Annotated in this window: 17 protein-coding genes and 1 pseudogene; 7 read left to right on the forward strand and 11 right to left on the reverse strand. The window is 71.1% G+C overall.

Going from position 1 to position 23,139, the window contains the following annotated elements:
* Nucleotides 1-73: 73 nt before the first annotated feature.
* The gene (locus AC1VWI_RS06370; protein WP_499509946.1) at nt 74-718 is read right to left on the reverse strand and encodes a dihydrofolate reductase family protein; all 645 of its coding nucleotides are present in this window, start codon (nt 716-718) and stop codon (nt 74-76) included.
* Between the two features lie 658 nt (nt 719-1,376).
* The gene (locus tag AC1VWI_RS06375; protein ID WP_499509947.1) at nt 1,377-1,964 is read right to left on the reverse strand and encodes a helix-turn-helix transcriptional regulator; all 588 of its coding nucleotides are present in this window, start codon (nt 1,962-1,964) and stop codon (nt 1,377-1,379) included.
* Between the two features lie 220 nt (nt 1,965-2,184).
* Here AC1VWI_RS06375 and AC1VWI_RS06380 point away from each other — a divergent pair, with 220 nt between their 5' ends.
* The gene (locus tag AC1VWI_RS06380) at nt 2,185-3,180 is read left to right on the forward strand and encodes an oxidoreductase (RefSeq protein WP_499516733.1); all 996 of its coding nucleotides are present in this window, start codon (nt 2,185-2,187) and stop codon (nt 3,178-3,180) included.
* 150 nt (nt 3,181-3,330) lie between these two features.
* On the forward strand, nt 3,331-4,563 hold the full coding sequence (locus tag AC1VWI_RS06385) for an alkene reductase (RefSeq protein WP_499509948.1): 1,233 nt from the start codon (nt 3,331-3,333) through the stop codon (nt 4,561-4,563).
* Nucleotides 4,564-4,642: 79 nt separating this feature from the next.
* Here AC1VWI_RS06385 and AC1VWI_RS06390 read toward each other — a convergent pair whose 3' ends face one another.
* On the reverse strand, nt 4,643-5,416 hold the full coding sequence (locus tag AC1VWI_RS06390; protein ID WP_499509949.1) for a hypothetical protein: 774 nt from the start codon (nt 5,414-5,416) through the stop codon (nt 4,643-4,645).
* 146 nt (nt 5,417-5,562) lie between these two features.
* On the opposite strand from AC1VWI_RS06390, the gene AC1VWI_RS06395 reads away from it, so the two are divergent.
* Nucleotides 5,563-6,150, forward strand: coding sequence for a TetR/AcrR family transcriptional regulator (locus AC1VWI_RS06395; protein WP_499509950.1), 588 nt, complete (start codon nt 5,563-5,565; stop codon nt 6,148-6,150).
* Nucleotides 6,151-6,220: 70 nt separating this feature from the next.
* Here the strand turns inward: AC1VWI_RS06395 and AC1VWI_RS06400 are convergent, their stop codons facing one another.
* Nucleotides 6,221-7,093, reverse strand: a complete 873-nt coding sequence (locus tag AC1VWI_RS06400; protein ID WP_499509951.1) for an alpha/beta fold hydrolase — start codon at nt 7,091-7,093, stop codon at nt 6,221-6,223.
* A 251-nt stretch (nt 7,094-7,344) separates the two neighbouring features.
* On the opposite strand from AC1VWI_RS06400, the gene AC1VWI_RS06405 reads away from it, so the two are divergent.
* Together AC1VWI_RS06405 and AC1VWI_RS06410 are read left to right on the forward strand one after the other, a co-directional pair.
* A complete protein-coding gene (locus AC1VWI_RS06405; protein WP_499509952.1) occupies nt 7,345-8,361 on the forward strand; it encodes an aldo/keto reductase in 1,017 nt (338 codons plus the stop codon).
* A gap of 101 nt (nt 8,362-8,462) precedes the next feature.
* Nucleotides 8,463-9,251 (forward strand): class I SAM-dependent methyltransferase, encoded by a 789-nt coding sequence (locus AC1VWI_RS06410; protein WP_499509953.1) that lies wholly within the window; start codon nt 8,463-8,465, stop codon nt 9,249-9,251.
* A gap of 38 nt (nt 9,252-9,289) precedes the next feature.
* Here the strand turns inward: AC1VWI_RS06410 and AC1VWI_RS06415 are convergent, their stop codons facing one another.
* From AC1VWI_RS06415 to AC1VWI_RS06425, 3 genes are all read right to left on the reverse strand, one after another.
* Nucleotides 9,290-9,685 (reverse strand): VOC family protein, encoded by a 396-nt coding sequence (locus AC1VWI_RS06415; protein ID WP_499509954.1) that lies wholly within the window; start codon nt 9,683-9,685, stop codon nt 9,290-9,292.
* Between the two features lie 80 nt (nt 9,686-9,765).
* Nucleotides 9,766-10,353 (reverse strand): TetR/AcrR family transcriptional regulator, encoded by a 588-nt coding sequence (locus AC1VWI_RS06420; RefSeq protein WP_499509955.1) that lies wholly within the window; start codon nt 10,351-10,353, stop codon nt 9,766-9,768.
* A gap of 320 nt (nt 10,354-10,673) precedes the next feature.
* The gene (locus AC1VWI_RS06425) at nt 10,674-11,339 is read right to left on the reverse strand and encodes a TetR/AcrR family transcriptional regulator (protein WP_499509956.1); all 666 of its coding nucleotides are present in this window, start codon (nt 11,337-11,339) and stop codon (nt 10,674-10,676) included.
* Between the two features lie 117 nt (nt 11,340-11,456).
* Here AC1VWI_RS06425 and AC1VWI_RS06430 point away from each other — a divergent pair, with 117 nt between their 5' ends.
* On the forward strand, nt 11,457-12,479 hold the full coding sequence (locus tag AC1VWI_RS06430) for an NAD(P)-dependent alcohol dehydrogenase (RefSeq protein WP_499509957.1): 1,023 nt from the start codon (nt 11,457-11,459) through the stop codon (nt 12,477-12,479).
* A gap of 110 nt (nt 12,480-12,589) precedes the next feature.
* On the opposite strand, the pseudogene AC1VWI_RS06435 reads toward AC1VWI_RS06430, so the two are convergent.
* Both AC1VWI_RS06435 and AC1VWI_RS06440 read right to left on the reverse strand, forming a co-directional pair.
* Nucleotides 12,590-12,853, reverse strand: a pseudogene (locus AC1VWI_RS06435) (SpoIIE family protein phosphatase); the annotation flags it as partial.
* A gap of 879 nt (nt 12,854-13,732) precedes the next feature.
* Nucleotides 13,733-15,379, reverse strand: coding sequence for an alkaline phosphatase D family protein (locus AC1VWI_RS06440; RefSeq protein ID WP_499509958.1), 1,647 nt, complete (start codon nt 15,377-15,379; stop codon nt 13,733-13,735).
* Nucleotides 15,380-15,780: 401 nt separating this feature from the next.
* On the opposite strand from AC1VWI_RS06440, the gene AC1VWI_RS06445 reads away from it, so the two are divergent.
* Entirely contained in the window at nt 15,781-17,034 is a 1,254-nt protein-coding gene (locus AC1VWI_RS06445; RefSeq protein ID WP_499509959.1) for a DUF418 domain-containing protein, read from the forward strand.
* A gap of 103 nt (nt 17,035-17,137) precedes the next feature.
* On the opposite strand, the gene AC1VWI_RS06450 is transcribed toward AC1VWI_RS06445, so the two are convergent.
* Together AC1VWI_RS06450 and AC1VWI_RS06455 are read right to left on the reverse strand one after the other, a co-directional pair.
* Entirely contained in the window at nt 17,138-19,753 is a 2,616-nt protein-coding gene (locus AC1VWI_RS06450; RefSeq protein ID WP_499509960.1) for a Pls/PosA family non-ribosomal peptide synthetase, read from the reverse strand.
* 744 nt (nt 19,754-20,497) lie between these two features.
* Nucleotides 20,498-23,128 carry a SpoIIE family protein phosphatase gene (locus tag AC1VWI_RS06455; protein ID WP_499509961.1) on the reverse strand — a complete coding sequence of 877 codons (2,631 nt, stop codon included), beginning with the start codon at nt 23,126-23,128 and terminating at the stop codon, nt 20,498-20,500.
* Nucleotides 23,129-23,139: the final 11 nt, after the last annotated feature.

The following is a 23,139-nucleotide window of genomic DNA, read 5'->3' on the forward strand; positions in this document are numbered from 1 at the left end:
GTCGTCGCGGCGTCGCCGGCTCGAACCGCCGACGCCGTGACGGGATGCCGACCCGGCGGATGCACTGCCGGCGTCAGTCGGCGCGCCCGACGCCGCGATCGGGTGCGCTCATGTCCCCCGTGCCGGGCGTGCCGTCGGCGAGCCCGTAGCGCAGGTACACGGTGCCGGTCGGGCTGGCGGCGGGCGGTTCGAGGAGCGTGACGTTCGTGGGGACCGCGCCGCCGTCGAACACCTTCTTCCCGACGCCGAGCACGATCGGGTGCACCCAGAGGTCGAGACGGTCGAAGAGCTTCTCACGCAGGAGGGTCTGCACCAGGTTCAGGCTCCCGACGACCTTCACGTGCTCGTGCCGGTCGCGGATCTCGCGCACCGCGCCGGCCAGGTCCGGGCCGAGCTGCGTGGACCCGGCCCACGAGAGGTCGGGCCTGCCGCGGGAGGCCACGTACTTCGGGACGCCGTTGAAGAGCGTGGCGATCTCGCCGTCCTCGCCGCCCTTCTGGTGCGGCCAGTAGGCGGCGAAGATGTCGTACGTCCGCCGGCCGAGCAGCAGGGCGTCCGTGCCCTCGTACGCGGCACCGACCTGCGCCCCGGAGACCTCGTCCAGCAGGGGCGCCTGCCAGCCGCCGAACGGGAACCCCTCCGGGTCCTCGTCGGGACCGCCGGGCGCCTGCCCGACGAGGTCGAGGGTCGCGAACATTTCGATGTGGATCAGGCCCATGTCTGACTTCCGATGCGTTGGTCGTCTCGGTCGGGAGGTAGACCGGTGGGCGCCCGGGAACTCATTGCCGCGACGGCATCCGGCTTCGTACATGGGCGGGCAGCGGCCGTTCGTGACGTTCGTCCGAAATTCGCGGGCTGCCCGTACCGCCGCATGCATTTGTCCACGGGTACGTTCGCATCCGGGCACGGCACCCGGGTGGGGAGTTGGCCGCATGGCAGCACGCTCCCGGGAATGGCTTTCACCTCATTGCGCAAGCGTGTCGTCCGTGCCTCGTCGCTCCCGGCGACCGCACCGGTTCCGACCGTGCCTCAGGCCCCGTTCGGGGCGGGCGCCGAGCACCTGCCGGAGCCGGACCAACACTGAAGGGTTCAGGAGGTACGTGGTGGTCAAATACGCACTGGGCGTGGCGCTCGCGGCGACGCTGGCCGTGGGGTGTGACAGCGCGTCCGACGAATGATGCGGCCCTTCGTCGGCACCCTCGGGCCCGGGAATCGGCCGGTTGCCCTTCCGTGACGCCCCTGGGACACCAGCCCCTTCCCGCCCGTCCTTCGCCACCGCGTGTTCACCGCCCCGCCGCCCCGCGGTGGGCACGTCCCCCCGGGCCCCCTCGCGCCGGTCGGCGCAGACGGATGCGACGCGCGTCGTCCGCCGTCGTTCACGCCTCCTCGGCACCCTCGCCGATCAGGTGCGCCGGCGAGGCGGCGACCTCGCGCCAGAAGCCGATCATCATGCGCTCGAACCGCAACCCCACCTCGACCGTCGCCCGCTGGGGCGAGCCCGCGGGCAGCAGTCCGGAGGTGACGAGCTGCCGGTACTCAGCGAGTTGGCCCTCGTGGGCCTGGATCTGCTCCGCGGCGAGCCGGCTGATCGCGTCCACCGTGTCCGCGTCGCCGGGAGCGTCGGCGTCACAGGCCTGGGGCTGGAAGTACAGCCTCAGCAGCCCCTCGTCGTGGATCTCGGTGATCGCCCGCGTCGGGGCGGCGAGCCATCGGCACAGCTCGCGTCGCCCCTCGTCGGTGAGTGACAGGGTGCGGCGATGACGGCCGCCCTCTTCCTGGTGCTCGACGACCAGTCCGCGCCGCACCAGCCGTCCGGCCTCCGCGTACAGCTGCGAGCGGGGGAAGACCCAGAAGTACCCGATGCTCTGGCGGATCCTCTGGTCGAGTTGGTAGGGGGTCGCGCCGTCCTGCCTGCTCAGCAGGCCGAGCACGACGTAGGCACTGACCGGCAGCGCGGTCGGCATCGCTGTCTCCCGATTCGGACCATCTGGATCTCAATATTCCGGACATAACCGTCCATACCGTACCGTGGAACGTGACGGTTGAGAGGGACCGACACGACCGGCGCAAGCCGCACCGATGGACGCCTCACCTGGCGCGATGACGTCCGGGTGTTCGCCCGGTACCCGCTCCCCCATCGCTCCAGCAGGAGGCACTTTCGTGAGCACCACCTTGTTCGAGCCCATGACCCTCCGGTCACTGACCGTTCCGAACCGGATCTGGATGGCCGCCCTGTGCCGGTCCACCGCCCCACCGGACGGCGACCAGGCGGGCGTCCCCGACGACGGGCACTTCGCGCACCTGGCGGCCCGCGCCACCGGCGGCACCGGGCTCATCCTCACCGAACCCACCGCGGTCAGCCCCGAGGGCCGGACCGGCCCGTACGACCTCGGCATCTGGAACGACACCCAGGTCGAGGCCTTCCGCCGGATCACCGCGTTCCTGAAGTCCCAGGGCACCGTGCCCGGCATCCAGCTCGCCGCCGGGCACCGGGACGCCACCGAGGGGACCTGGGTGGACCGCAGGTTCCCCGACGCCCCCGGCAGGCAGTACGGCTGGGCGCCCGGCGGTCCCATCGCCGTCCCGTTCGGCACCGGCTCCACCACACCGGAACAGCTCAGCACCGAGCAGATCGGCCGGATCGTGGCGGACTTCGCCGCGGCCGCCCGGCGCGCCCTGGACGCCGGCTTCCAGGTCGCCGAGATCCACGGCCTCCACGGACACCTCATCAACCAGTTCCTGTCCCCGCACAGCAACCGCCGCACCGACGCCTACGGCGGGGACTTCGCCGGCCGCACCCGCTTCGCCCTGGAGGTCGTCGACGCCGTCCGCGCCGTGTGGCCGCAGGACCTGCCGGTCTTCTTCCGCACGTCCGACCCCGACTGGCCGGAGGAGATCACCGACGACACCCTCCGCCTCGCCAAGGAGCTGCAGGCCCGGGGCGTGGACCTGATGGACGTCTCCACCGGCGGCGACCGCGTCCGCAACCGGACCGGCATGCCCGTCGCCGCCGTCGGCCCCCTCACCGGGCCGGCCCAGGCGGCGCAGGCCGTCGTCCGCTCCGGCGAGGCCGACGCCGTCCTCCTCGGCCAGGAGTTGCTGCGCGACCCGTACTGGGCACTCCGCGCGGCCACGTCGCTGGGCGGGAGGGTCAACACCCGCCGGTACCAGGCGGCGTAAGTCACGGCTCGGCGGCCGGGACGCAGATCCGACGGCCGCACCGTCCGGCGAACCGCCACGTCCCCGGCGTCCAGCCTCCAGGCCCGGCAACCGCCTGGCATGCACCTTCACCACTCCTCACCCCCATCCCCATTGCCCGGAGAAGAAACCATGCACAACAGCCCCCTGTTCGACCCTGTCCAGCTCGGCGCCTTGCCGCTGTCCAACCGCTTCGTCATGCCGCCGATGACGCGCAGCCGCTCCTTGCCTGACGGCAGCCCCGGCCCCTCCGCGCCGCTCTACTACACCCAGCGCGCCTCGGCCGGACTGATCATCACGGAGGGCACCGTCGTCTCCGCCGAAGGTGTCGGCGGCCCCGGCATTCCGGGCCTGTGGAGCGACGCCCAGGTCCAGGGGTGGAAGCGCGTCACCGACGCGGTGCACGCCGCGGGGAGCACCATCGTCACGCAACTGTGGCACACCGGCCGCGCCTCGCACCCCGTCTTCCAGCCCGAAGGCAGGACCCCGGTCGGCCCCTCCCCCATCGCGATCGACGGCCTGGTCTTCACCGACGAGGGCCGCGTGCCTTTCATGACGCCGCGACCGCTGGAGATCGACGAGATCCAGGCCGTCGTCGCCCAGTTCGCCCAGGCCGGCACGAACGCGCTGGCGGCCGGCTTCGACGGTGTGGAGGTCCACGCGGCCAACGGCTACCTGATCGACCAGTTCCTCCAGGACAGCGCCAACCGGCGCACGGACCGCTACGGCGGGAGCGTCGAGAACCGCGCACGCCTGCTGCTGGAGGTGGTCGACGCCCTGGTCGAGACGGTGGGGGCGGACCGCATCGGCGTCCGCATATCCCCGAGCAGCGTCTTCCAGGACATGACCGACTCCGACCCGGAGGCCCTGTTCGGCCACGTCGTGGACGAGCTCGCCGCTCGCGACCTCGCGTACCTGCACCTGGTGGAGCCGGGCATCGTCGGCAACGACGACTCCACGGCCGAGCGCCGGCCGGCCGACACCATCGACAGCGCCTGGGCCCGCAAGCGCTACCCGGGCCGCCTGATCGCGACCGGCGGCTACGCACGCGAGGAGGCCCTGCGCGCCGTGGAGAACGGCACCGTCGACGCCGTCGGCTTCGGCCGCGACTTCATCGCCAACCCCGACCTGCCCGAGCGCCTGGCCCGCAACGCGGAGCTGCGCGAGGCGCTGCGGGCCACCTTCTTCGGTGGTGACGACCGCGGCTACCTCGACTACCCCTCCCTCGAGGCCGAGCGCCTCCTCGCCGAACTGCGCGGGGGACGTCTCGAGCCGGTGCCCGGCCTGGAGCTGAACTCCGAGACGCCGCCGGACACATGGCACCTGGCGTGGGCCCAGCAGCAGCACAGCGCCGCCCGGGACTGACCCGGGCGGATCCCGCACCCGGGCGGGGCGCCGAGCGCGGCGCGCCCCGCCCGGGTTCCGGGTGCCGGCACCGGGTCCTTCAGCCCGACGACGCCTGGCTCAGCTTCTTGATCTGGGCGTCGATGACCCGCCGGGGGACCTCGGTGGGTTTGCCGTCCACGCCGAAGAGGTTCGAGGCGAACGTCGTGACGGTCGTTCCGCTCCGCACCACCACGTAGGTGAAGACGACGGAGTGCGCGGGGCCCATGTCGTCCGCGGGCATGTCGAGCGTCATGCGGTACGAGAGCGCGTCGTCCCCCAGCGAAGGATCCGGCAGCTTGCGGATGTGCGAGTACGTCCAGCCGGTGACCGAGGACCCGGGTGGCGCGAACTTCGTGCAGGTGTCCAGCGCACCGCGCAGTTCCGTCATCACCTTGACCGATTCCTGCTGCCGGTAGGAGTTGAGCGCCACCGTCGTGGACGACGTGTCGCCCTCATCGGACGTGCGACTGACGATCTTCGCGACCTGCCACACGGGCTGGTACCTGCCGACGAACGCGGTCATGTCGTTGAGCGGTTTGCACCGCGCGGGGGCGGGAGCGACCGGGCCCACCACCGGCTGACCGGCCCCGACGTCGCCCACCACGGGGCCGACGCTGAATCCGTCGACGTCCCCCGACCCCAGAGCGGTCCGCTCCAGTTCCCGGTGACCCAGGACCTTCTCGGGTGCCGCGGCCTGCCTCGCGGGGTGCGAGGCCCCCGCACTGTCCCGGCCCCCGTCCTCGCCCCCGTGCCCGCCCCCGTGCCTGCATCCGACAACGGCCACGGTCAGCACGCACACCGCCGCGGCTGCCCGCGCCACCTCTCTGCCCACGTTGCCCCACCCAGTTCCCAAGACGCACCGGCACGGAGCGGCAGTCCCGCAGGCACCGGCGATGAACAGCGCATGCTCCCACGCGGGTGGCGCGACAGCAATGAGATCCACACCCGGAAGTAGAAAGACCGTTCTATGCTGTAGCCATGTCGAACGTTACGGACGCATCCGCGCCGGTCCGCCGCTCCGAGGCCCGTGAGCGGTTGCTGAGCACGGCGAACCGGCTCTTCTACGGCGAGGGCATCCGGGCCGTGGGGGTGGACCGCGTCATGGCGGAGGCCGACGTCGCCCGGGGCACCTTCTACCGGCATTTCGCCGGCAAGGACGACCTGGTGCGCGCCTACCTCGAGGCGACGGATCAGGAGATCCGGGACCGGATCACCGCGGCGCAGGCAGGCATCGGTTCGCCTTCCGGCCTCCTCGCCGCCGTGGCGCACGGCATCGGTGAGGAAGTGTGCGGCGCCGGGTTCCGGGGCTGTCCGTTCATCAATGCCACGGCTGAGTACCCGGACCCCGAAAGCCCCGTCCACCAGGCGGTGCTGCGACACCGCGCCTGGTTCCTCCAGGTGCTGCAGGAAGCCTTCCAGCGGCTCGGCTCAGCCGATCCCGCACGGTCGGCCGACGCCATGATGGCCATGCGGGACGGTGCGATGGTGGCCGGCTACCTCGGCGACGCCCGGGCCGCGGGCGCCGTCTTCGAGCACGGGGTCGCCGTGCTCATGGCCGCGGCCTGAGTACGGCTCCTGCACACGGTGCACGGCCCCCTCCCGCAGGTGCCGGGAGGAGGCCGGGGGCGGGGGTGGGTCAGCGCGCCGTCGCGGCCTTCTCGACGAGACGCGTCACGGCCTTGGGGTCGGTCAGGTGGACCGCGTGCGGGCCGTCGACCTCGATGGTGCGGGCGTGCGCGCGCGAGGCCATGAAGCGCTCGGCGGCGGGGGGTATCGTCCGGTCGCCGCGGGCGACGAGGTACCAGGAAGGGATGGTCTTCCAGGCCGGAGTCACGGCCGAGGGCTCGCCGACGGCCTGCGCGGTGACGGGGCGCTGCGTCGCGGCGAGCGCGGCGGCCTTGCTCTTGCTGACGCGGTTGCTGAGGAAGACGTCGCGGAACTTGTCGGGCTTGATGTAGAGGTCGACGCCGGTGCCGCCGTCGGCCTGGGTGAAGGGGACCGCGTTCAGGGCAGTGGGCAGCGGGGCGTCGGGGTCGTCGCTGAGGTGGCTTCCGGGGAACTTGCCCACCAGGTCCGTGACGCTCTCGCCCTTGTCGGGGGCGAAGGCGGCGACGTAGACGAGTGCCTTGACGTTGGGGTTGCCGGTGGCGGCATTGGTGATGACCGCGCCGCCGTAGGAGTGGCCCACCAGGACGACCGGGCCGTTGATCGTCTTGAGGTAGTCCGCGAGGTAGGCGGCGTCGCTGCCCAGACCGCGCAGCGGCGTGGCGGGGGCGGTGACCCGGTAGCCGTCGGCCTGCAGGCGCTTGGCGACGCCGCTCCAGCCGGCGGAGTCCGCCCAGGCACCGTGGACGAGGACGACGGTCGGCTTGGGCTTCGGCTTGCCTGCCGGCTTGGCGTGATGGCCCTGGGTGGCCGAGGCGGTCGTGGCCAGTCCGGCGGCCAGGGCCAGGCCGACCGCGCCGACGACGGCGAGACGGACGGGGCGAACGGGACGACGGTGGGACATCGCTACTCCTTCAGTGGTGCGGGCGACAGACGCAAGTAGATAGAACGTTCTATCCACCTAACTTAATGTGCGACTTCCACCGCGGGCAATCAGGAGCCGGGAGTGGTGGGTCACATCACGGAGCGTGCGCGGCGCGGGATCGACCGCCGCATGTTCCGCACTTGCTTGTCCTCAAGTGAGGACTTACCTTTGTCCACACCCGAGGACATCGTGTCCTCACTGCTCGCAACGGCAGAAAGGTCGGCCCCGCCATGCCCATCCCTGTACGTCACCTCGGTCCCGCCGAACTCGCCGTCGGCGCGGTCGGCTACGGCGCCATGAGCTACGCCAACCCCTACGGGCAGTCCGGCTACGACCCCGAGCGGGCCGCTCGGGAGATCGTCGACCGCGCGCTCGAGATCGGCGTCACGCTCTTCGACACCGCCGAGGGCTACGGCGACAGCGAGGAGATCCTCGGCCGGGCGATCGCCGGTCGCCGCGACGAACTCGTGCTCGCCACCAAGTTCGGCATCGTTTCGGGTCCGTTCGGCGGGGCGGAAGCGCGGATGGACGGGAGCCGCGGCTACATCCGCGAGGCCGTCGAGCGCTCCCTCAAGAAGCTGGGCACCGACCACATCGACCTCTACTACCAGCACCGTGTCGATCCCCGGACGCCGATCGAGGAAACCGTCGGCGCGATGGCCGAACTCGTCGCCGAGGGAAAGGTCCTGCATCTCGGCCTCTCCGAAGCCGCACCGGACACCCTGCGTCGCGCAGCGGCCGTACACCCGATCACGGCGCTGCAGACGGAATGGTCGCTGTGGGAGCGCGGAATCGAATCCGAGATCCTGCCGCTGTGCCGGGAACTGGGCATCAGCATCGTTCCGTACAGCCCGTTGGGCCGCGGCGCGCTGACCGGCACCGTCACCTCACGGGACAGTCTGGCGGAGAACGACCACCGCCGCGGCCTGCCCTGGTACTCGGAGGCGAATTTCGACCGCAACATGCAGACGCTCCAGGCGGTTCGCGACATCGCCGAGCAGCACGAGGCGACCCCCGGGCAGGTGGCCCTCGCGTGGCTGCTGGCCAAGGCCCCGGACGTCACCCCCATCCCGGGTACCCGCCGCGTCACGTTCATGGCCGAGAACGCCGCGGCTGCCGAACTGACCCTGACCTCGGAGCAGTTCGCCACACTCGATGCCCTCACCGTCACAGGGGACCGGGAGGCGGCCTCCGCGATGACCGCGACCAACTGGTTCAACGGCGTCACGCCGCCGGCGCGGCACTGACCCCCCGGGCGTCACAGGGCTACGCGCCGTCGACGTCTCCGACGTGCCCGTCATGCCTCGGACCAGGAACCGAACTGTTGCGGGCCGACGTCCCTCGCACCATGACTTCTGACGAGCAGCAAGGGCACGCGAGCCTCAACGGGCGCACCTCGCCGTCCGCCGTGACGATGGATCCGCCGAAGGTCAACGACTACACCAGCTTCGCCGAGGCGTACACGAGTGAGAACGAGACCAGCCTGATCAACGCCTACTACGAGCGTCCCGCGATGCTGGCCCTCGCCGGGGAGGTGGCCGGCCGGCGGATCCTCGACGCCGGCTGCGGCGCCGGGGCCCTGTTCGCGGCGCTGCGTGACCGTGGCGCCCTCGTGAGCGGCTTCGATGCGAGTTCCGGGATGCTTGAGCTGGCCCGGCGCCGGCTCGGCGAGGGTGCGGACCTGCAGGTGGCCGACCTGGGCAGTCCCCTTCCCTACGCCGACGACACGTTCGACGACGTCGTCGCGTCCCTGGTGCTGCACTACGTGGAGGACTGGGGGCCGGCGCTGGCCGAGCTGCGGCGCGTACTCAAGCCCGGCGGCCGGCTGATCGCGTCCGTCGACCATCCCTTCGCCATCGCCACCATGCACCGCGAGGCCGGCCGCGCGGCCGAGCACGGCTACTTCGACACCACCGCCTGGACCGACGAGTGGACCTTGGGCGGCCGGACCGCCCTGATGAGGCTCTGGCACAGGCCACTGCATGCGATGACCGATGCGTTCACCGCCGCAGGCTTCCGGATCACGGCCATCAGCGAGCCGGATCCCGACCCCGCCGCCCGTGAGCTGTTCCCCGAGGCCATCGCGGCCCAGCCCCGCTTCCTCTGCTTCCTGTTCTTCGTCCTGCAAGCGGACTAGGCCATTTCCCTCGGATCTGATGATCCGAAGTAACCGGCCTAGTCCTGCGGTGCCAAGGTGCGCAGGACGTCGAACTCGTTGCCCTCGGGGTCTGCCATGACCACCCAGTTCCGGTCCGGGCCCTGGCCCACGTCGACCTTGACGGCGCCGAGACCGAGCAATCTGGTCACCTCGTCCTCGGTGCTGCCGTCGATCGGGCTGACGTCGAGGTGAAGCCGGTTCTTGACGGTCTTGTCCTCGGGCACACGGATGAACACCAGGGTGGGCGGCATCTGGCGGGCCCGGACATCCTCGACGGTCGGCACCCACGAGCCGATCTCGACCTTGCCCTCGCTCCGGTCGACGACCTTGAAGTCCAGGACCTCGCACCAGAAGGCCGCGAGCCTCTCCGGATCGTGGCAGTCAACGGTCAACTCGGTGAACCTGCTTGTCATGCTTCTCCCAGATAGTGCGGACGGGGCTCAGCGTAGGTCGCCCGCCCGACGGATCCGAGATCTTTTCTCCGGTGACGCGGTCAGCGGACGGGCCCGGGGGCGACGGCGACGGCGTCGAGCGCCTTGTGGAGGAGGGGGACCAGGTCCTCGGTCTCCGGCTGGTTGAGCTGTGTGTTGCCGAGGATCAGGCGCGTGAGCAGGACGCCTGAGCAGATGGCGACCAGGAGCGCGGCGCGCCCGGCGGTCCGTTCGCCGGGCAGGGCGCCGGCGAGGACATGCTGGTAGTTCTGTTCGATGACGTCCCGCATGATCTCCGCCGCCCGCGGGTTCGCCGCGGAACGCAGGGTCAGCAGCAGCCCTTCCACGGCGGACTGATCGGAGTCGAGGAGGAGCGCGCGGGCCGCCTCGGCGTTCAGCTCGGGCGTCATCATCAGCGACTTCTGGTACGCCAGGTCGACCACTTCCGCGAAGAGCTTCTCTTTGGACCCGAAGTAGCGACCGATCAGCCGGGGATCCACTCCGACGGCGCCGGCGATCTCCCGCACGCCCGCACCGTCGTAGCCGTGCTCGACGAAGAGTCGCCGGGCGGCCTGGAGGATCGCCGCCCTGGTCGCAGCGGCGTCCCTCCGTCGGGTGGCGGCCGGCTGGACACCGTCATCGTCATGCATGCGCCCAGGATACGGAGTGCCCCGGGGTCCACCGCGTGCGTACGTCCACGATCGCGGACATGGCTTCCCGAGGATTCACGGCCCGACGTCACAGGACGCCCGGCTGTCCGGTCTCACCGTATGCAGGCTGACCTGGGGCCGGAAGTCCGTGCCGGTGCCCGGGCCGCCTGCACCCCGGCACGGGGGACCCGCGCTCCGGGCTCTACGCGAGGCAGAGGCCACGAGCCCGGCAGAACGGCCGGGCGCCCGCTCCACGGCGGTGGGGCGGGCGTCCGGTCCCGGGGACCCGCCCGCCCATGCCCGAGGGCCGGCCCGCCTCGTCAGCCCGCCGCTTGCTGCAGGCCGTTGAGGATGAGGTCCAGTCCGGATTCGAACTCGTCGCTGTAGGAGTACCCGGGACGCATGACGTGAGCGGTCGCGATCTCGGTGAGGTACGGGTACTCACCGTCGCCGAAACCGCTCATGATGGAGTCCGCCAGTTCGGCGGTCTCCTCGGGGGTGCCGAAGGGCAAGGTCTTTTCCTGCAGGGCGAACCCGTAGATGTAGCTGTCCAGGACCGAGACCGCGTGGGCGGTCAGGGTGAGGGAGAGCCCGCCCTGACGCAGGCAGCCGAGAACGGCGTCGTGGTGACGCAAGGTGGCCGGGCCCGGGGTGGACCGTGACTCCATCAGCCCGATCGCCCACCGGTGGCGGGACAGCGCGAGGCGCATGGAGATCGCCCGCTGCCGCATCGCCTGTCGCCAGTCGCCACCCGGCGTGGGCAGTTCGACTTCGCCGAAGACCAGGTCGACCATGCCGTCGAGCAGGTCCTCCTTGTTGGCGACATGGTTGTACAGGGACATCGCCTCGACCCCGACGGCCTCGCCCACCTTGCGCATGCTGATCGTCTCCAAGCCGCCGGCGTCGGCGAGTTCGACGGCGGCATGCACCACCCGCTGCCGGGTGAGCGTCGTGCGGGTGGGCTGCGGGGTGGCGCGTCGGGTCACGGTGGGCGGTCGCTTCCTCTCATGGGCTCCCAGCGTTGACGAGTTTACGCCGTAAGTGCTGTACTTACGGCGTAAGTACAGGGGGAGGCGGGATCGGGAGCAGTGATGATGCGGAACATGAGCGAGCCGATCCCACCAACCGGTGGGATCGAGACCATGCCGGCCGTCGTGCAGGAGCGTTACGGCCCCGATCCTGAAGGCGTGCTGCACATGGCACGGCTCGCCCGGACCGGCATCGGTCCAGGCGAGGTACTGGTGCGGGTGCGTGCCTCCAGCGTGGACCGTGGCACCTGGCACATGATGGCCGGACTGCCGTACGCGATCCGGCCCGTGAGCGGGTTGCGGAGGCCGAAGCTCCCCAACCCCGGTCGCAGCGTCGCCGGTGTCGTCGAGGCGGTCGGCACCGACGTGACCGGGTTCGCACCCGGCGACGCGGTCTACGGCACGGCGGTCGCCGCGTTCGCCGCATACGCCGCTGCCCGTCCCGACAGGATCGCCCCCAAACCGAGCGGACTCACCTTCGAGGAGGCGGCGACGGTACCCGTCAGTGCGCTCACCGCGCTCCAGGCGGTTCGCGACAACGGCAGGGTCCGCGAAGGCCAACACGTCCTGATCACCGGAGCCGCCGGCGGCGTGGGCACCTTCGCCGTCCAACTGGCCCACGCCTTCGGCGCCCAGGTCACGGCCGTCGCCGGCACCCCCAAGCTCGACGCCGTAGCCGCGCTGGGCGCCGACCACGTCATCGACTACACGCGCGAGGACTTCCTCGCCGGCCCGCGACGCTACGACGCCATCATCGACATCGCGGGCCATCGCAGTCTGCGGGATCTGCGCCGCGCCCTCACACCCCGCGGCAGACTGGTCATCACCGGCAGCGAGACGAACGGCCGCTGGCTCGGCGGCACCGACCGGCAGATCCGTGCACAGGCACTCTCCCCGTTCACCGGCCGGCACCTGGGCACCTTCATCGCCTCGGAGCACGCCGACGGGCTGCGCGACCTGACCGCCCTCATCGACGCAGGCACGCTCAGCCCGGTCGTGGACCGCGTCTACCCGCTCGCCGAGACCGCCGCAGCCGTCCGGCGCCTCCTCGACGGCCGCGTCACGGGCAAGCTCGCGCTCACCGTGCCCGCCGAGTGACACCGTGGGCCGGCGGGGACAACACGCCATCCACCGGAACTCGTGAACACCGGGCTTGATCCCCTTCGGCGGAGGCACGTCGGCCCATCGGGCCAAGTCGCAGCCGCGTTGTGGGTGGCGTGCTGGATGAGGTTGTCGGCGAGGGCGTCCATGGTCTGGTCTTCAGCGTGTGCGAGGTGGTTGGCCAGGTCGGCGATGGTGTCGTCGATGTCGGTGCCGGGAGTCTCCACGAGCCCGTCGGTGTACAGCGCGAGTGCCGCTCCCGGCGGCAGGGGGATCTCGGTCGTCGGGTACGTGGCGGCCGGATCGATGCCGAGGAGCAGGCCGGGGGGCAGCTCGAGGGGTTCGGTGCGGCCGTCGGGCCGGCGCAGCAGCCAGCGCCTCGGCCCGCCCGGGGATACGGGACGACCACCGGGACAGCGCCCGGGGCTGGGCGCCGGCAGGAGGGGGGACCCGCGGTCGGCGGCCTGCTGCAGGAACAACCCGGCGCGGCAGGAGAAGACGTTCATCGCATCGCGTTCCTGCAGGTCCAGCTTGGGCGGCTCCCGGGCGGGCCACAACAGAACGAGCGCACCCCACACGATCGTGCCGTGCACCATCGGCGCCGCAGCCACCATGAAGTCGTACGGCAGCAGCAGCCCCGTCCGGGGATAGCGCAGCGCCACCTCCTCCTGACTGCCCAGCCACACCAGACGCCGCTCCCGCACGGCCTCCGCCATCAACTCCGGGGAGTCCAGCGGGACCCGCGCCCACGGAGCGGCAAGGCGCACCGGCGCCCCCGACACCACCGCCAGGTGCAGCACCCGCTCGCCGGGCACCAGCAGGTACACCAGCCCCACCGATGCGCCCGTGTCCAGGACGACACGCTCCAGCGCGGCGTCGAGCTCCTCGGCCCCGAGCCGGGAGGCCGCTACGGAATCGGCACCCGTGGACATCGCTCACCCACTCCCACCGGCGGAAGCAGCCGCCCGCGGGCACCCCACGCGGCCTCCGGTCGCCTCCGCCCAGGCCGGCCGAGGCCTCCTCCGCCCACACCGAACGTCACCCATATCTGGAAAACATGCCCGTATGGCCCTACCGGCACCTCAGCTCGCTCCGGCGAAGCCTGGCGACCCCGATCGGCACCTGCGGAACGCGCCGGCGCATCGCGTCGATGTCCCTCGGTTCCGCCGTCGGGCGGCCGGGCCGAACGGGAGCGGGACCTCGGGGAACGTCCCCGGGGTCCCGCTGCGTACTGCGGCCTTCTCAGAGGGTCAGGCGGGCGTGAGTCCCGGGTTGCCGGCCTCGGTGACGAAGGAGGCGGCCGTGGTGATGGGGGCGCCGGGCGTGGTCACCGCGGACACGGTCTTGAAGTCGGCGCGCGCCGCGTCCTTGCCGAGGGTGACCACGGCGTACCCGCGGCGGCCGTTGTAGAACTTCAGGTGCGGGTTGGCCTGCAGGTAGGTGGCCCAGTTGGACGGCTTGTCGGAGCCGTCCTTGCCGCTGGTGATCGAGCTGGTGACGATCTCGGTGCCGAGGGTCTTCGAGGCCGGGTCGTCGAAGTCCTTCTTGATGTCGAAGCCGTAGTGGACGTGGACGTCGCCGGTGAGGACGACGAGGTTGTCCCGGCCGGCGGACTCCCAGCCGTCGAGGAGGCGCTGCCGGGAGGCGGGGTAGCCGTCCCAGGAGTCCATGGAGACCTTGAAGTCCGGTGTCGTGCGGTCCTTGCGCTGGGCGAAGGTGACCTGCTGGGGGACGACGTTCCAGGTCGCCTTCGAGGTGCGCCAGCCGTCGACGAGCCAGCGCTCCTGGGTGGTGCCGGTCATCGTGCGGGCCGGGTCCTGCGAATCCGGTCCCGGGACCTGCCAGCCGTCGCCGTACGCCTGGTCGGAGCGGTACTGGCGGGTGTCGAGGACGTCGAACTGGGCGAGCCGCCCGAACTGCAGGCGCCGGTAGAGCTGGGCGTCGGGGCCGTGCGGGAGCTGCCGGCGCCGCAGCGGCTGGTTCTCCCAGTACGCGCGGTAGGCGGAGGCCCGCCGCAGCAGGAACTCCTCCGGGGGCACGTCGTTCTCGGGAGTGCCGTCCGCGTAGTTGTTCTCGGTCTCGTGGTCGTCCCAGGTGACGACGAAGGCGTGGGCCGCGTGGGCCGCCATCAGGTCGGGGTCGGACTTGTAGAGGGCGTACCGGAGCCGGTAGTCGTCCAGCGTGAGGGTCTCGCGGTTGAAGACCTCGGGCAGGACGCGGTCGGTGTAGGCGCGGGCGCCCCCGGTCGCGGTGACCGCGTACTCGTAGAGGTAGTCGCCGAGGTGGAAGACCGCGTCGAGGTCCTCGTCGGCCAGGTGGCGGTAGGCGGTGAAGTACCCGTCGTGGTACGCCTGGCAGGACACCGCGGCGAGGCGCAGCTCGGTGAGCCGGGCGCCCTTCGACGGGGCGGTGCGGGTACGGCCCACCGGGCTGATCCACTGGCCCACGCGGAACCGGTAGTAGAGGACGCGGTCGGCGTCCAGGCCGCCCACCTCGACGTGCACGGCGTGGTTGTACTCCGGGTGCGCGTCGACGGTGCCGCGCTTGGTGACGCGGGTGAAGCGCTCGTCGTGGGCGAGTTCCCAGCGGACCTTGAAGCGCTTCTGGGGCAGGCCGCTGCCGGTCTCGTAGGGGCGGGGGGCGAGCCGGGTCCACAGCAACACCGAATCGGGCATCGGGTCGCCCGAGGCCACGCCCAGCGTGAAGGGGTTCTCGGTGATCTGCACGGCGCTCGCCTCGGCCGCCGCGGCGGTGCCGCCGAGCGGGATGTTCGCGGCGAAGGCCAGCGTCGCCGCCGCCCCGGTGACGGTCAGGAAGCGGCGTCTGTCCAAGCGGCGTACGGCGTCACGCAGTTCGGCGGAGTGTCCGGACGGAGAAGGTGATGCGGAAGGCTGCATGTGGGTGCGCAATCCCTGGCGTGCGGAGTACGGCCGTGAGGCCCGGTTGGTGCTGCCAGGGCATTGCAGTTGTGCAGGGCGGCGTGCAGTTGCCGGATGGTTGGCGCGTACATTGCTGGAGGGTGACCGTTGGCCCTCCCCGTCACCTCGGGGCCCGCCCTTCACGGTTCCCGCACGGAACGGCCATTCCCGGAGGGTTGCCCGTCGCGGCGCACCCCCGGACCCCGGGGGTCGGAGCGGCGTCGCAGCCCTCAGGGACGGCCGCGTTCACCGGGAGCCTTCGGCCACCGGGAACGTCACGACGGCGGGACGCGGGGGCGCGCGGGCCCAGCCACTTGGCGGGGGGAATCCCGACACCCGCCGGATGGCGTGCGACCGGTGGCGTCACAAGTCTGGGGCGCATGACTCACGCAGCACCCGTCGCGGCCGAGGACTCGCCGCCGCTCGACAAGAAGGTCCCGGCGGCCCGCTCCCCCTTCCGCCCGGCGGGGGCGGGGCGGTTGATCGGTGTCGACCTCGCGCGAGGTCTGGCCATCCTGGGGATGTTCGCCGCGCACGTGGGTCCCGATCCCTCGGTGGGCGGCCCGCTCGGCTGGGCGATGGAGCTGGCCCGGGGCCGGTCCTCCGCGTTGTTCGCCCTCCTCGCCGGGTTCGCCCTGGTCCTGCTCACGGGCCGGCCGGAGCCGCGTACCGGCCGGGCGGGACGGCAGGCCATCGGCCGCGTGCTCATCCGGGCCGGCCTGCTGATCGTCCTCGGGTACCTGCTGACGGACCTGGGCACGTCCATCGACGTGATCCTGTCCTACTACGGGCTCGCCTTCCTCCTCGTCCTGCCCCTGTACCGGTTGCGGGCCCGCACGCTGGCGCTGATCGCGGCGGCCACCGCGCTCGTGCTGCCACAGGTCCTGTACGTACTGCGGGTCGCCGTCGACAACGGCGGCTGGAGCGACACGGTGATCGCACACGATCCGCTGGCCCGGCTGACCGGCTCGGACGGATTCCTGGAGCTGCTGGTCACCGGGGACTACCCGGTGCTGACGTGGGTGTCCTTCCTCATCGCCGGGATGGCCGTGGCCCGGCTCGACCTGCGGCGGCCCGGCGTGCACGCGAAGGTCGCCGTGTGCGGGGCGGTACTGGCCGTGCTCGGCTACGGCGGCTCCTGGCTGGCCCTGCACCTGGCTCCCGGCGCGCGGGCCGCGATCAGCGCGGCCACGGACGGCGCTCCAACGGCCTCGGCCTGGTGGTCGGACGCGCTGTCCCAGGCGTACGGGGACCAGGTCGTCGACACGCCGTCCTGGTTGCTGGTGGCCGCGCCGCACAGCCAGACGACGTTCTCGATCCTCGGCAACACCGGGGGCGCGCTCCTGGTGCTGGCCGCCTGCCTGGCGGTGGTCGAACGGTCGGCGCGCGTGCGGTGGGCGGCCACGCCCGTGATCGCCGTGGGTTCGATCTCGCTGACCGCGTACGTCGGCCACATCGTCGCCATCAAGGCCCTGGGCGTCGACGACCTGCCGGACTCCGCCGCCCTACCGGTCCTGCTCTCCTTCGCCGCGGCGGCGATGGTCCTGGCCTTGGCCTGGACACGGATCTTCCGGCGAGGGCCACTGGAGGTCCTGATGCACGCGGCCACCACCCCGGCCCGGCTGATCACCTGAGCGTCAGCGGGGCCACAACGGGTGTGCGGGGACGGTCCGGCGCCGTCCCCGCACACCGCCGCCGGGGTCAGGTGGTGCCGGGTGTCTGCCGCGGGCGGGCGACCTAGCCGTGCTGAGCGGCGACGGCGGCAAGCGTCTCCTGGTTGCCCGGCCTCGCCTCAGGACCGCCTGACGGCGGGGTGCGCCGGGCACCCGGCAGCTGGTGGACGGCGGCGGCCTTGCGGGCGGGGTTACCGCCCCACTCCTCACCGGAGGGGACTTCCTCGCCCTTCATCAGGAAGGAGTCGGCGGCCAGCACGGCCCCGTCGCCCACAGTGGTGCCGTAGTGGACGAATGCCCCGACCCCGAGGGTCACACCGGCGCCGAGCCTGGCGTGGTCGGACTTGAAGGCGCCGTCCTCCTGGGAGTGGCACTGGATGACCGTGCCGGTGTTGAGGGTGCAGCCGTCGCCGATGGCGACCAGGCCCCGTTCGATCAGGGAGCAGCCGTCGTCGAAGACCCTCCGGCCGATCCTGACGCCGAGGAGCCGCCAGACGACGTTCTTGAACGGGGTGCCGTTGAAGAGCTGCATGTACCGGTGGGTGGTCAGCTTCCAGAAGCGCTCGTGGCGCCAGAAGGACGGCTCGTAGATCGAGCAGTACAGGGGCTTCAGCGGCCGTACGCGGGTGACGACCCGCTCGACCAGCGCGTAGTAGGCGACGGTGAACATCAGGGTGATCGGGCCGACCAGGGCGACCGGCGCCACGCCGTGGACGTGGTAGAGGTCGACGGCGGTCATCGCCACGAGGGCGACGACGTAGAAGTGGAACCACCGCATCAGCACGTACAGGAGCGCGGTGCGGGCATTGTGCCTGTTCTTGCCTGCCAGGCGGCGCCGCCGCTCCTCACCGGTGGCGAGGTGGTCGAGCCGCTGGTCACGGTGCACGGTGCGCGGGATCTCGAAGCTCGGCGAGCCGAGCAGGCCGACGCCTTCCCGCGTGGGGCCGTCGACGGGGACCATGACCTTCGTCGCGAGCAGGCAGTCGTCACCGGCGCGGCCGTGCGCGGGGTAGACGATGTTGTTGCCGAGGAAACTGCCCGCGCCGATCGCCGCCGGCGAGAGGCGGAAGGACGTGCTGGAGAAGTCGGCGTTGATGACGGACAGGCCGTCGGCGACCATCGTGCCGTTGCCCACCTCGCACAGGTACGGAGTGTCGTGCTTGACGAGCGAGCCGAAGTTCGAGCCCGTCTGCTCGACCCGACGCAGGCCGTACCCGAGGCAGCGCAGGTAGTGGACGATGGCGGAGCTGTCACCGAAGAGCAGCACGAAGAACCTGATGTTGGTCATCCGCGCGAGGGCCCGCTGGACACCGTGGTGGAAGCCGTACAGGGGGTAGCTCCTGCCCGGTTCGATCGTCCGGTGGAGCAGGCGCGGCAGGGCGTTCACCGCCACCAGGGAAGCCAGGAGACCGCCGAAGAAGGCCACCAGCGAGGCGGTCAGTGCGTCGATGTGGAACGCGGGACTGGTGAAGGCGTGCTCGGGGGCCGACACCACGTCCAGCTGCGGCAGGGCGGCGGACAGCAGGGCGAGACCGCCCACCGCCACCGGCAGGTACAGCCCGAGCAAAAGCGCCAATTGTGCGGCCGTGTAGAGGGCCTTGCGCAGACTGCCGCACGCGAGCGGCTCGACGACCCGGAAATCGGTGCCGCTCGGCTGGGCGGGGGAACCGTGCCAGGAAGCGCCGGTGGGAACGGCCTGGCCGCTGTGGAGCGCGGAGGCGTGGGCGAGCCGGGCGCCGTCGCCCATCGAGGTGTCGATGTCCAGGACGGCCTGCTCGCCGACCGTCACGTTCCGGCCGAGCGTCACCGCACCGGTCTCGATCATTCCGGCACGGGCGCGGTAGCAGGAGAAGAGCGCGTCCTTGCGGATGACGGTCCCCTGCCCGACGGTGAGCAGGTCCGTGCACACCGGCACATGGTGCGAGAGGACCACGCTGTCGCGTCCGACACGCGCTCCCAGCGCCCTCAGGTAGAGCACGTACAGCGGGGTGCCGGCGAACAGACGCATGGGGCTGGTGCGGATCAGGGCCTTCACGCACCAGAACCGCAGGTAGGTGAGGCTCCACACGGGGAAGCGCCGTGGCCGGAAGCGCCCCATCAGGATCCACTTGGCGGCGACGGGCAGGGCGCAGAGGCCGGTGAACCCCGCGCCGGCGCACAGCACGGACCGCAGGTACACACCGGCGAATCCCGAGCCGTCCCGGATCCACTCGTATCCGCGGGTGAGCGCGAGGGCGGCCACGAAGGACATGCCGAGGAACGCGAGCAGCTGGAGCGCCCCGCAGAGCACGTACCGCGCGGTGCCCGCCGCGACGGGCACCGCACCGGGTACGCCGGCGCCTGATCCGGCCGGAGGCTCTTCGGGCCTTTCCGCCCGCGGCTCCAGGGCGGCGGCCAGGCCGCGGATGGTGGGATTCCGGTAGACGTCCTTCATCGAGACGGTGGGCAGGTCGTCGCGCTTGCGTACGCGAGCGCAGAAATGAGCCATCAGCAGAGAATCCGCGCCCAGGTCGGTGAAGAAGTGACCGTCTGCCGGTACCTGCTCGGTTCGCAGGACACCCGCGAGAACTTCGGCAAGAAGTGTCTCGACAGAATTTTCCTCTCCGGATCCCGAAGCGCCGGCCACGCTCTGCGAGCCGGCCGAAGCCGCAGTGGACTGCTCAAAGCTGTTGCAGGTCACGGCCGTTCCTCCTGCCCGTGGGGACAGGAGGAGCTCGCGGATCGTGGCGCGCAATTCCAGTGCATGGTCGTTCACCCACAGTCGGTGCGGTCTGCAGCCGGGATTCCTCCGGGGCTACGGGCCGCGATATCGGGTCGATGGCAGAGGCGGTGGTGGAAGTCTCCACTTTTTCCTTCCGGAACGCCTCGCATTCCATTCGGCCCTACCGTTCGGATTCTGTCAGGTCACTCCAGTTCGGGGCTTGACACGGAAAGAGGAATTGGATATATGCAAAATCACCGCTCTGCACAGGCATAAGCGCGTCCCCCACCAGACACCCGCCTCCTGACGGTGACCAAATCTGCTCGGGCGGGGGCAGCCGAAGCGGCGCCTCAGGGGCGCCGGTGTCGTACGGCTGGCGATTCGTGTGAACGGCGAGGATCTGTCCGGGTCCCTCGTCTCCCTACGTCCAGCTGACGGGCCGTCGGTGGGCCGTTGTGACTTCATCCCCCCGGGCGTGACCTCTCCGCCCGGCCACTCGGCGTCCCTGGGAGGGATGTGACCCGGTTCCGTATTCGTTCCCCGCCGGCCTGGCTGGTGGCCGGCTTGCTTCTTGCTGTCGGCTGGTCGGCCGGCTGCGACGACCGGGCGCCCACCGGACACTCGCACTCCATCAGCCAGCCGGCGCCGGAGGACGGCTCCTTACCCAGTAGGGTCTCGAGCCCGAAGGCCAGACGGATGTATGCACGGCCCCGGTGTCGACGCTCAGCCGTGTCCGGGCAGATCCTGTTCCGCCCAGACGACCTTGCCGCCGGTCGTCCAGCGGCTGCCCCACCTGTGCGAGAGCTGGGAGACCAGGAGAATGCCGCGACCGCCTTCGTCGCTGCTGCAGGTGTGGCGCAGGCGCGGGAAGGACTTTCCGGCATCGGAGACTTCGCAGGTCAGCAGCCGATGTTTGATCAGACGAAGGGAAACGGGTCCGCTGCCGTGACGGATCGCGTTGGTGACCAGTTCACTGGCGATCACCTCCGCGTCGGCGGCCAGGTCCTCCAAGCCCCACTGGGTCAGTTGCCGGGTCACCAGTGCACGGGCGCGGCAGACGACGGCGGGGTCGCGGGGCACGTCCCATGAGGCGGTCTGGACGGGGGTCAGCGAATGGGTCCGGGCCACCAGGAGCGTGATGTCGTCAGAGGGTGACCGGGGCGACAGCGCCTCGATCACCGCCGAGCAGAGCGCTTCCAGAGACCGCCGGGGCTGGGCCACGAGGGTCGCGCCCAGCCGCCGCATCCCGGTGTCGATGTCACTCTCGCGGGCCTCGACCAGGCCATCGGTGTACAGGGCGAGCAGGGACCCGTCGGGGAGGTCCACATCCACCGATTCAAAGGGCACCGATCCGATGCCGAGGGGAGCCCCTGTGGGCAGGTCGGGAAACGTCACCCGGCCTTGCGGATCGACGATCGCGGGCGGGGGGTGCCCGGCCCGAGCCATCGTGCACCGCCGGAAGACCGGGTCGTAGACGGCGTAGAGACACGTGGCGCCGACGGCGGCGAAGGCCCCGTGGTCGGCGTCGGCATCCTCGTCGGCCTGGTGCCGGACCGTGTCGTCGAGATGGGTCAGCAGTTCGTCGGGAGCCAGGTCCATGTCCGCGAGAGTGCGTACGGCCGTCCGGAGCCTTCCCATGGTCGCCGCGGCGTTGATGCCGTGCCCGACGACGTCTCCGATGACCAGCGCCACCCGGGCGCCGTAGAGGGGGATCACGTCGAACCAGTCGCCCCCGACACCGTTGCCCGCATCGGCCGGCAGGTAGCGTGAGGCCGCCTCGATCGCTGCGCCGCTCCTCGAGCGCTGGGGCAGCAGGCTGCGCTGCAGTGTGAGAGCGGTGGCGTGCTCGCGCGTGTACTGGCGGGCGTTGTCCAGCGACAGCGCGGCCCGGGTGACCAGTTCCTCCGCAAGGAGCAAGTCGTCCTCCTGAAACGGCTCGGGATCCTCGCTACGGATGAACAAGGCGACCCCCAGCACGGCATGACGCGCCAGGATGGGCACGAGCATCATGGAGTGCATTCCGTGCTCACGGATCGCCCGCGCCCGCGCGGGGTCGTGGTCCACCCAGGTGCCCGGTGAGGTGTCCAGGACCGGTTCGAGGTGGGAACTACCGGAGGACAGCACCTTGATCCAGGGCGAGGTCGGCGGGACGAGGATCGAGTCCCCACGCGCCCACGGCGACTCCGGGGTGCCCGAGTGGATCGAGGCCAGGCCCGCGCGGCGGAAGGTCTGGCGGCGCTCCCCCGTCGAATGGACCGGGACCGTCGGCTCTTCGCCGAGCGGGACGAACTCCGCGAGGTCGACGACTGCGTAGTCGGCCAGGAGGGGCACGGCGAGGTCGGCCAGCTCCTGGCCGGTCCGCATCACGTCCAGGGTGCTGCCTATCCGGGTGCCGGCCTCGCTGAGGATGGCGAGACGCTCGTGCGCCCGTTGATTGCTGGTGACGTCCGCGGTCAAGGAGCACACCCCCAGCGGTCGACCGTGGCTGTCGTGGAGGCAGAAGAACGACGCCGCCAGGGCACGTTCCCGGGACTGGTCGTTCACGGGCGACGCCCGGTATTCGTACGCCGCGCGAATGCCGCTGTTCAGCGCCTGCCGCATCACCGCCTCGAGCGCTTCGGATTCGAAGCCAGGTCGCGCATCCGCAAGGCGACGTCCCAATCGCCGGTCATGGGGTACGCCGTCCAGCCGTTCCATGACCTCGTTGACCCAGGTGCAGCGCAGTTCCAGATCGCGGACCACGACGCCGATCGGCGTGCGCATGAGAAGCGACTCGCGCACCGATCCGGTGGTCGCCGACGACGACAGCGCGGCGATGTCGGTGCCGGAGACGAGCCAGTGGAGATTCCCGTCCAGTCCCCACAGCAGCGAAATCCGCACCCCCACGTGGAGCGTGCGGCCGTCGCGATGTCGAACCGCCGTGGTGCCGGACCAGCCGCCCCGCACGCGGCACTCCTCGACGAACGCCTGTACCTGCCACATGCTCCGGGACAGGGGCATCACGAACCAGACGGGTTGGCCCACCACCTCCCGGGCCGAGTAGCCGACGAGCCGTTGTGCGGCGCTCGTCCACGCGACGACCCGCCCCTCGGAATCGACCATCGCGATCGCGGAATCGGTCGTCTCGAGGGTCGTGTACTGCTGCGTGCTGAGGCTGCCTCGGTAGGTGTCGGTCACTGAGGACCATCTCCTCGAATGGATCTGTCTCGAAGCGAGGGCCGGCGTGCGCCGACCGCCGCAGAACGGATTCGGCGGGATCCCGCCAAAGGACGACGCTAGGGGTGGGAGGCACGGCAGCCACTGGGCGCGCAATACGACCTTCGCGCGGAATTTGGTGCCGTTGAACCAATCCACATGAGCGGGCT

Source organism: Streptomyces sp. TOM-9 (assembly GCF_056858595.1).

Excerpts from the sequence above, each read along its gene's own strand:
- AC1VWI_RS06370 (WP_499509946.1), bottom strand. The coding sequence starts at position 718 with ATGGGCCTGATCCACATCGAAATGTTCGCGACCCTCGACCTCGTCGGG.
- AC1VWI_RS06375 (WP_499509947.1), bottom strand. The coding sequence starts at position 1,964 with ATGCCGACCGCGCTGCCGGTCAGTGCCTACGTCGTGCTCGGCCTGCTG.
- AC1VWI_RS06380 (WP_499516733.1), top strand. The coding sequence starts at position 2,185 with ATGACCCTCCGGTCACTGACCGTTCCGAACCGGATCTGGATGGCCGCC.
- AC1VWI_RS06385 (WP_499509948.1), top strand. The coding sequence starts at position 3,331 with ATGCACAACAGCCCCCTGTTCGACCCTGTCCAGCTCGGCGCCTTGCCG.
- AC1VWI_RS06395 (WP_499509950.1), top strand. The coding sequence starts at position 5,563 with ATGTCGAACGTTACGGACGCATCCGCGCCGGTCCGCCGCTCCGAGGCC.
- AC1VWI_RS06400 (WP_499509951.1), bottom strand. The coding sequence starts at position 7,093 with ATGTCCCACCGTCGTCCCGTTCGCCCCGTCCGTCTCGCCGTCGTCGGC.
- AC1VWI_RS06405 (WP_499509952.1), top strand. The coding sequence starts at position 7,345 with ATGCCCATCCCTGTACGTCACCTCGGTCCCGCCGAACTCGCCGTCGGC.
- AC1VWI_RS06410 (WP_499509953.1), top strand. The coding sequence starts at position 8,463 with ATGACTTCTGACGAGCAGCAAGGGCACGCGAGCCTCAACGGGCGCACC.
- AC1VWI_RS06415 (WP_499509954.1), bottom strand. The coding sequence starts at position 9,685 with ATGACAAGCAGGTTCACCGAGTTGACCGTTGACTGCCACGATCCGGAG.
- AC1VWI_RS06420 (WP_499509955.1), bottom strand. The coding sequence starts at position 10,353 with ATGCATGACGATGACGGTGTCCAGCCGGCCGCCACCCGACGGAGGGAC.
- AC1VWI_RS06430 (WP_499509957.1), top strand. The coding sequence starts at position 11,457 with ATGAGCGAGCCGATCCCACCAACCGGTGGGATCGAGACCATGCCGGCC.
- AC1VWI_RS06440 (WP_499509958.1), bottom strand. The coding sequence starts at position 15,379 with ATGCAGCCTTCCGCATCACCTTCTCCGTCCGGACACTCCGCCGAACTG.
- AC1VWI_RS06445 (WP_499509959.1), top strand. The coding sequence starts at position 15,781 with ATGACTCACGCAGCACCCGTCGCGGCCGAGGACTCGCCGCCGCTCGAC.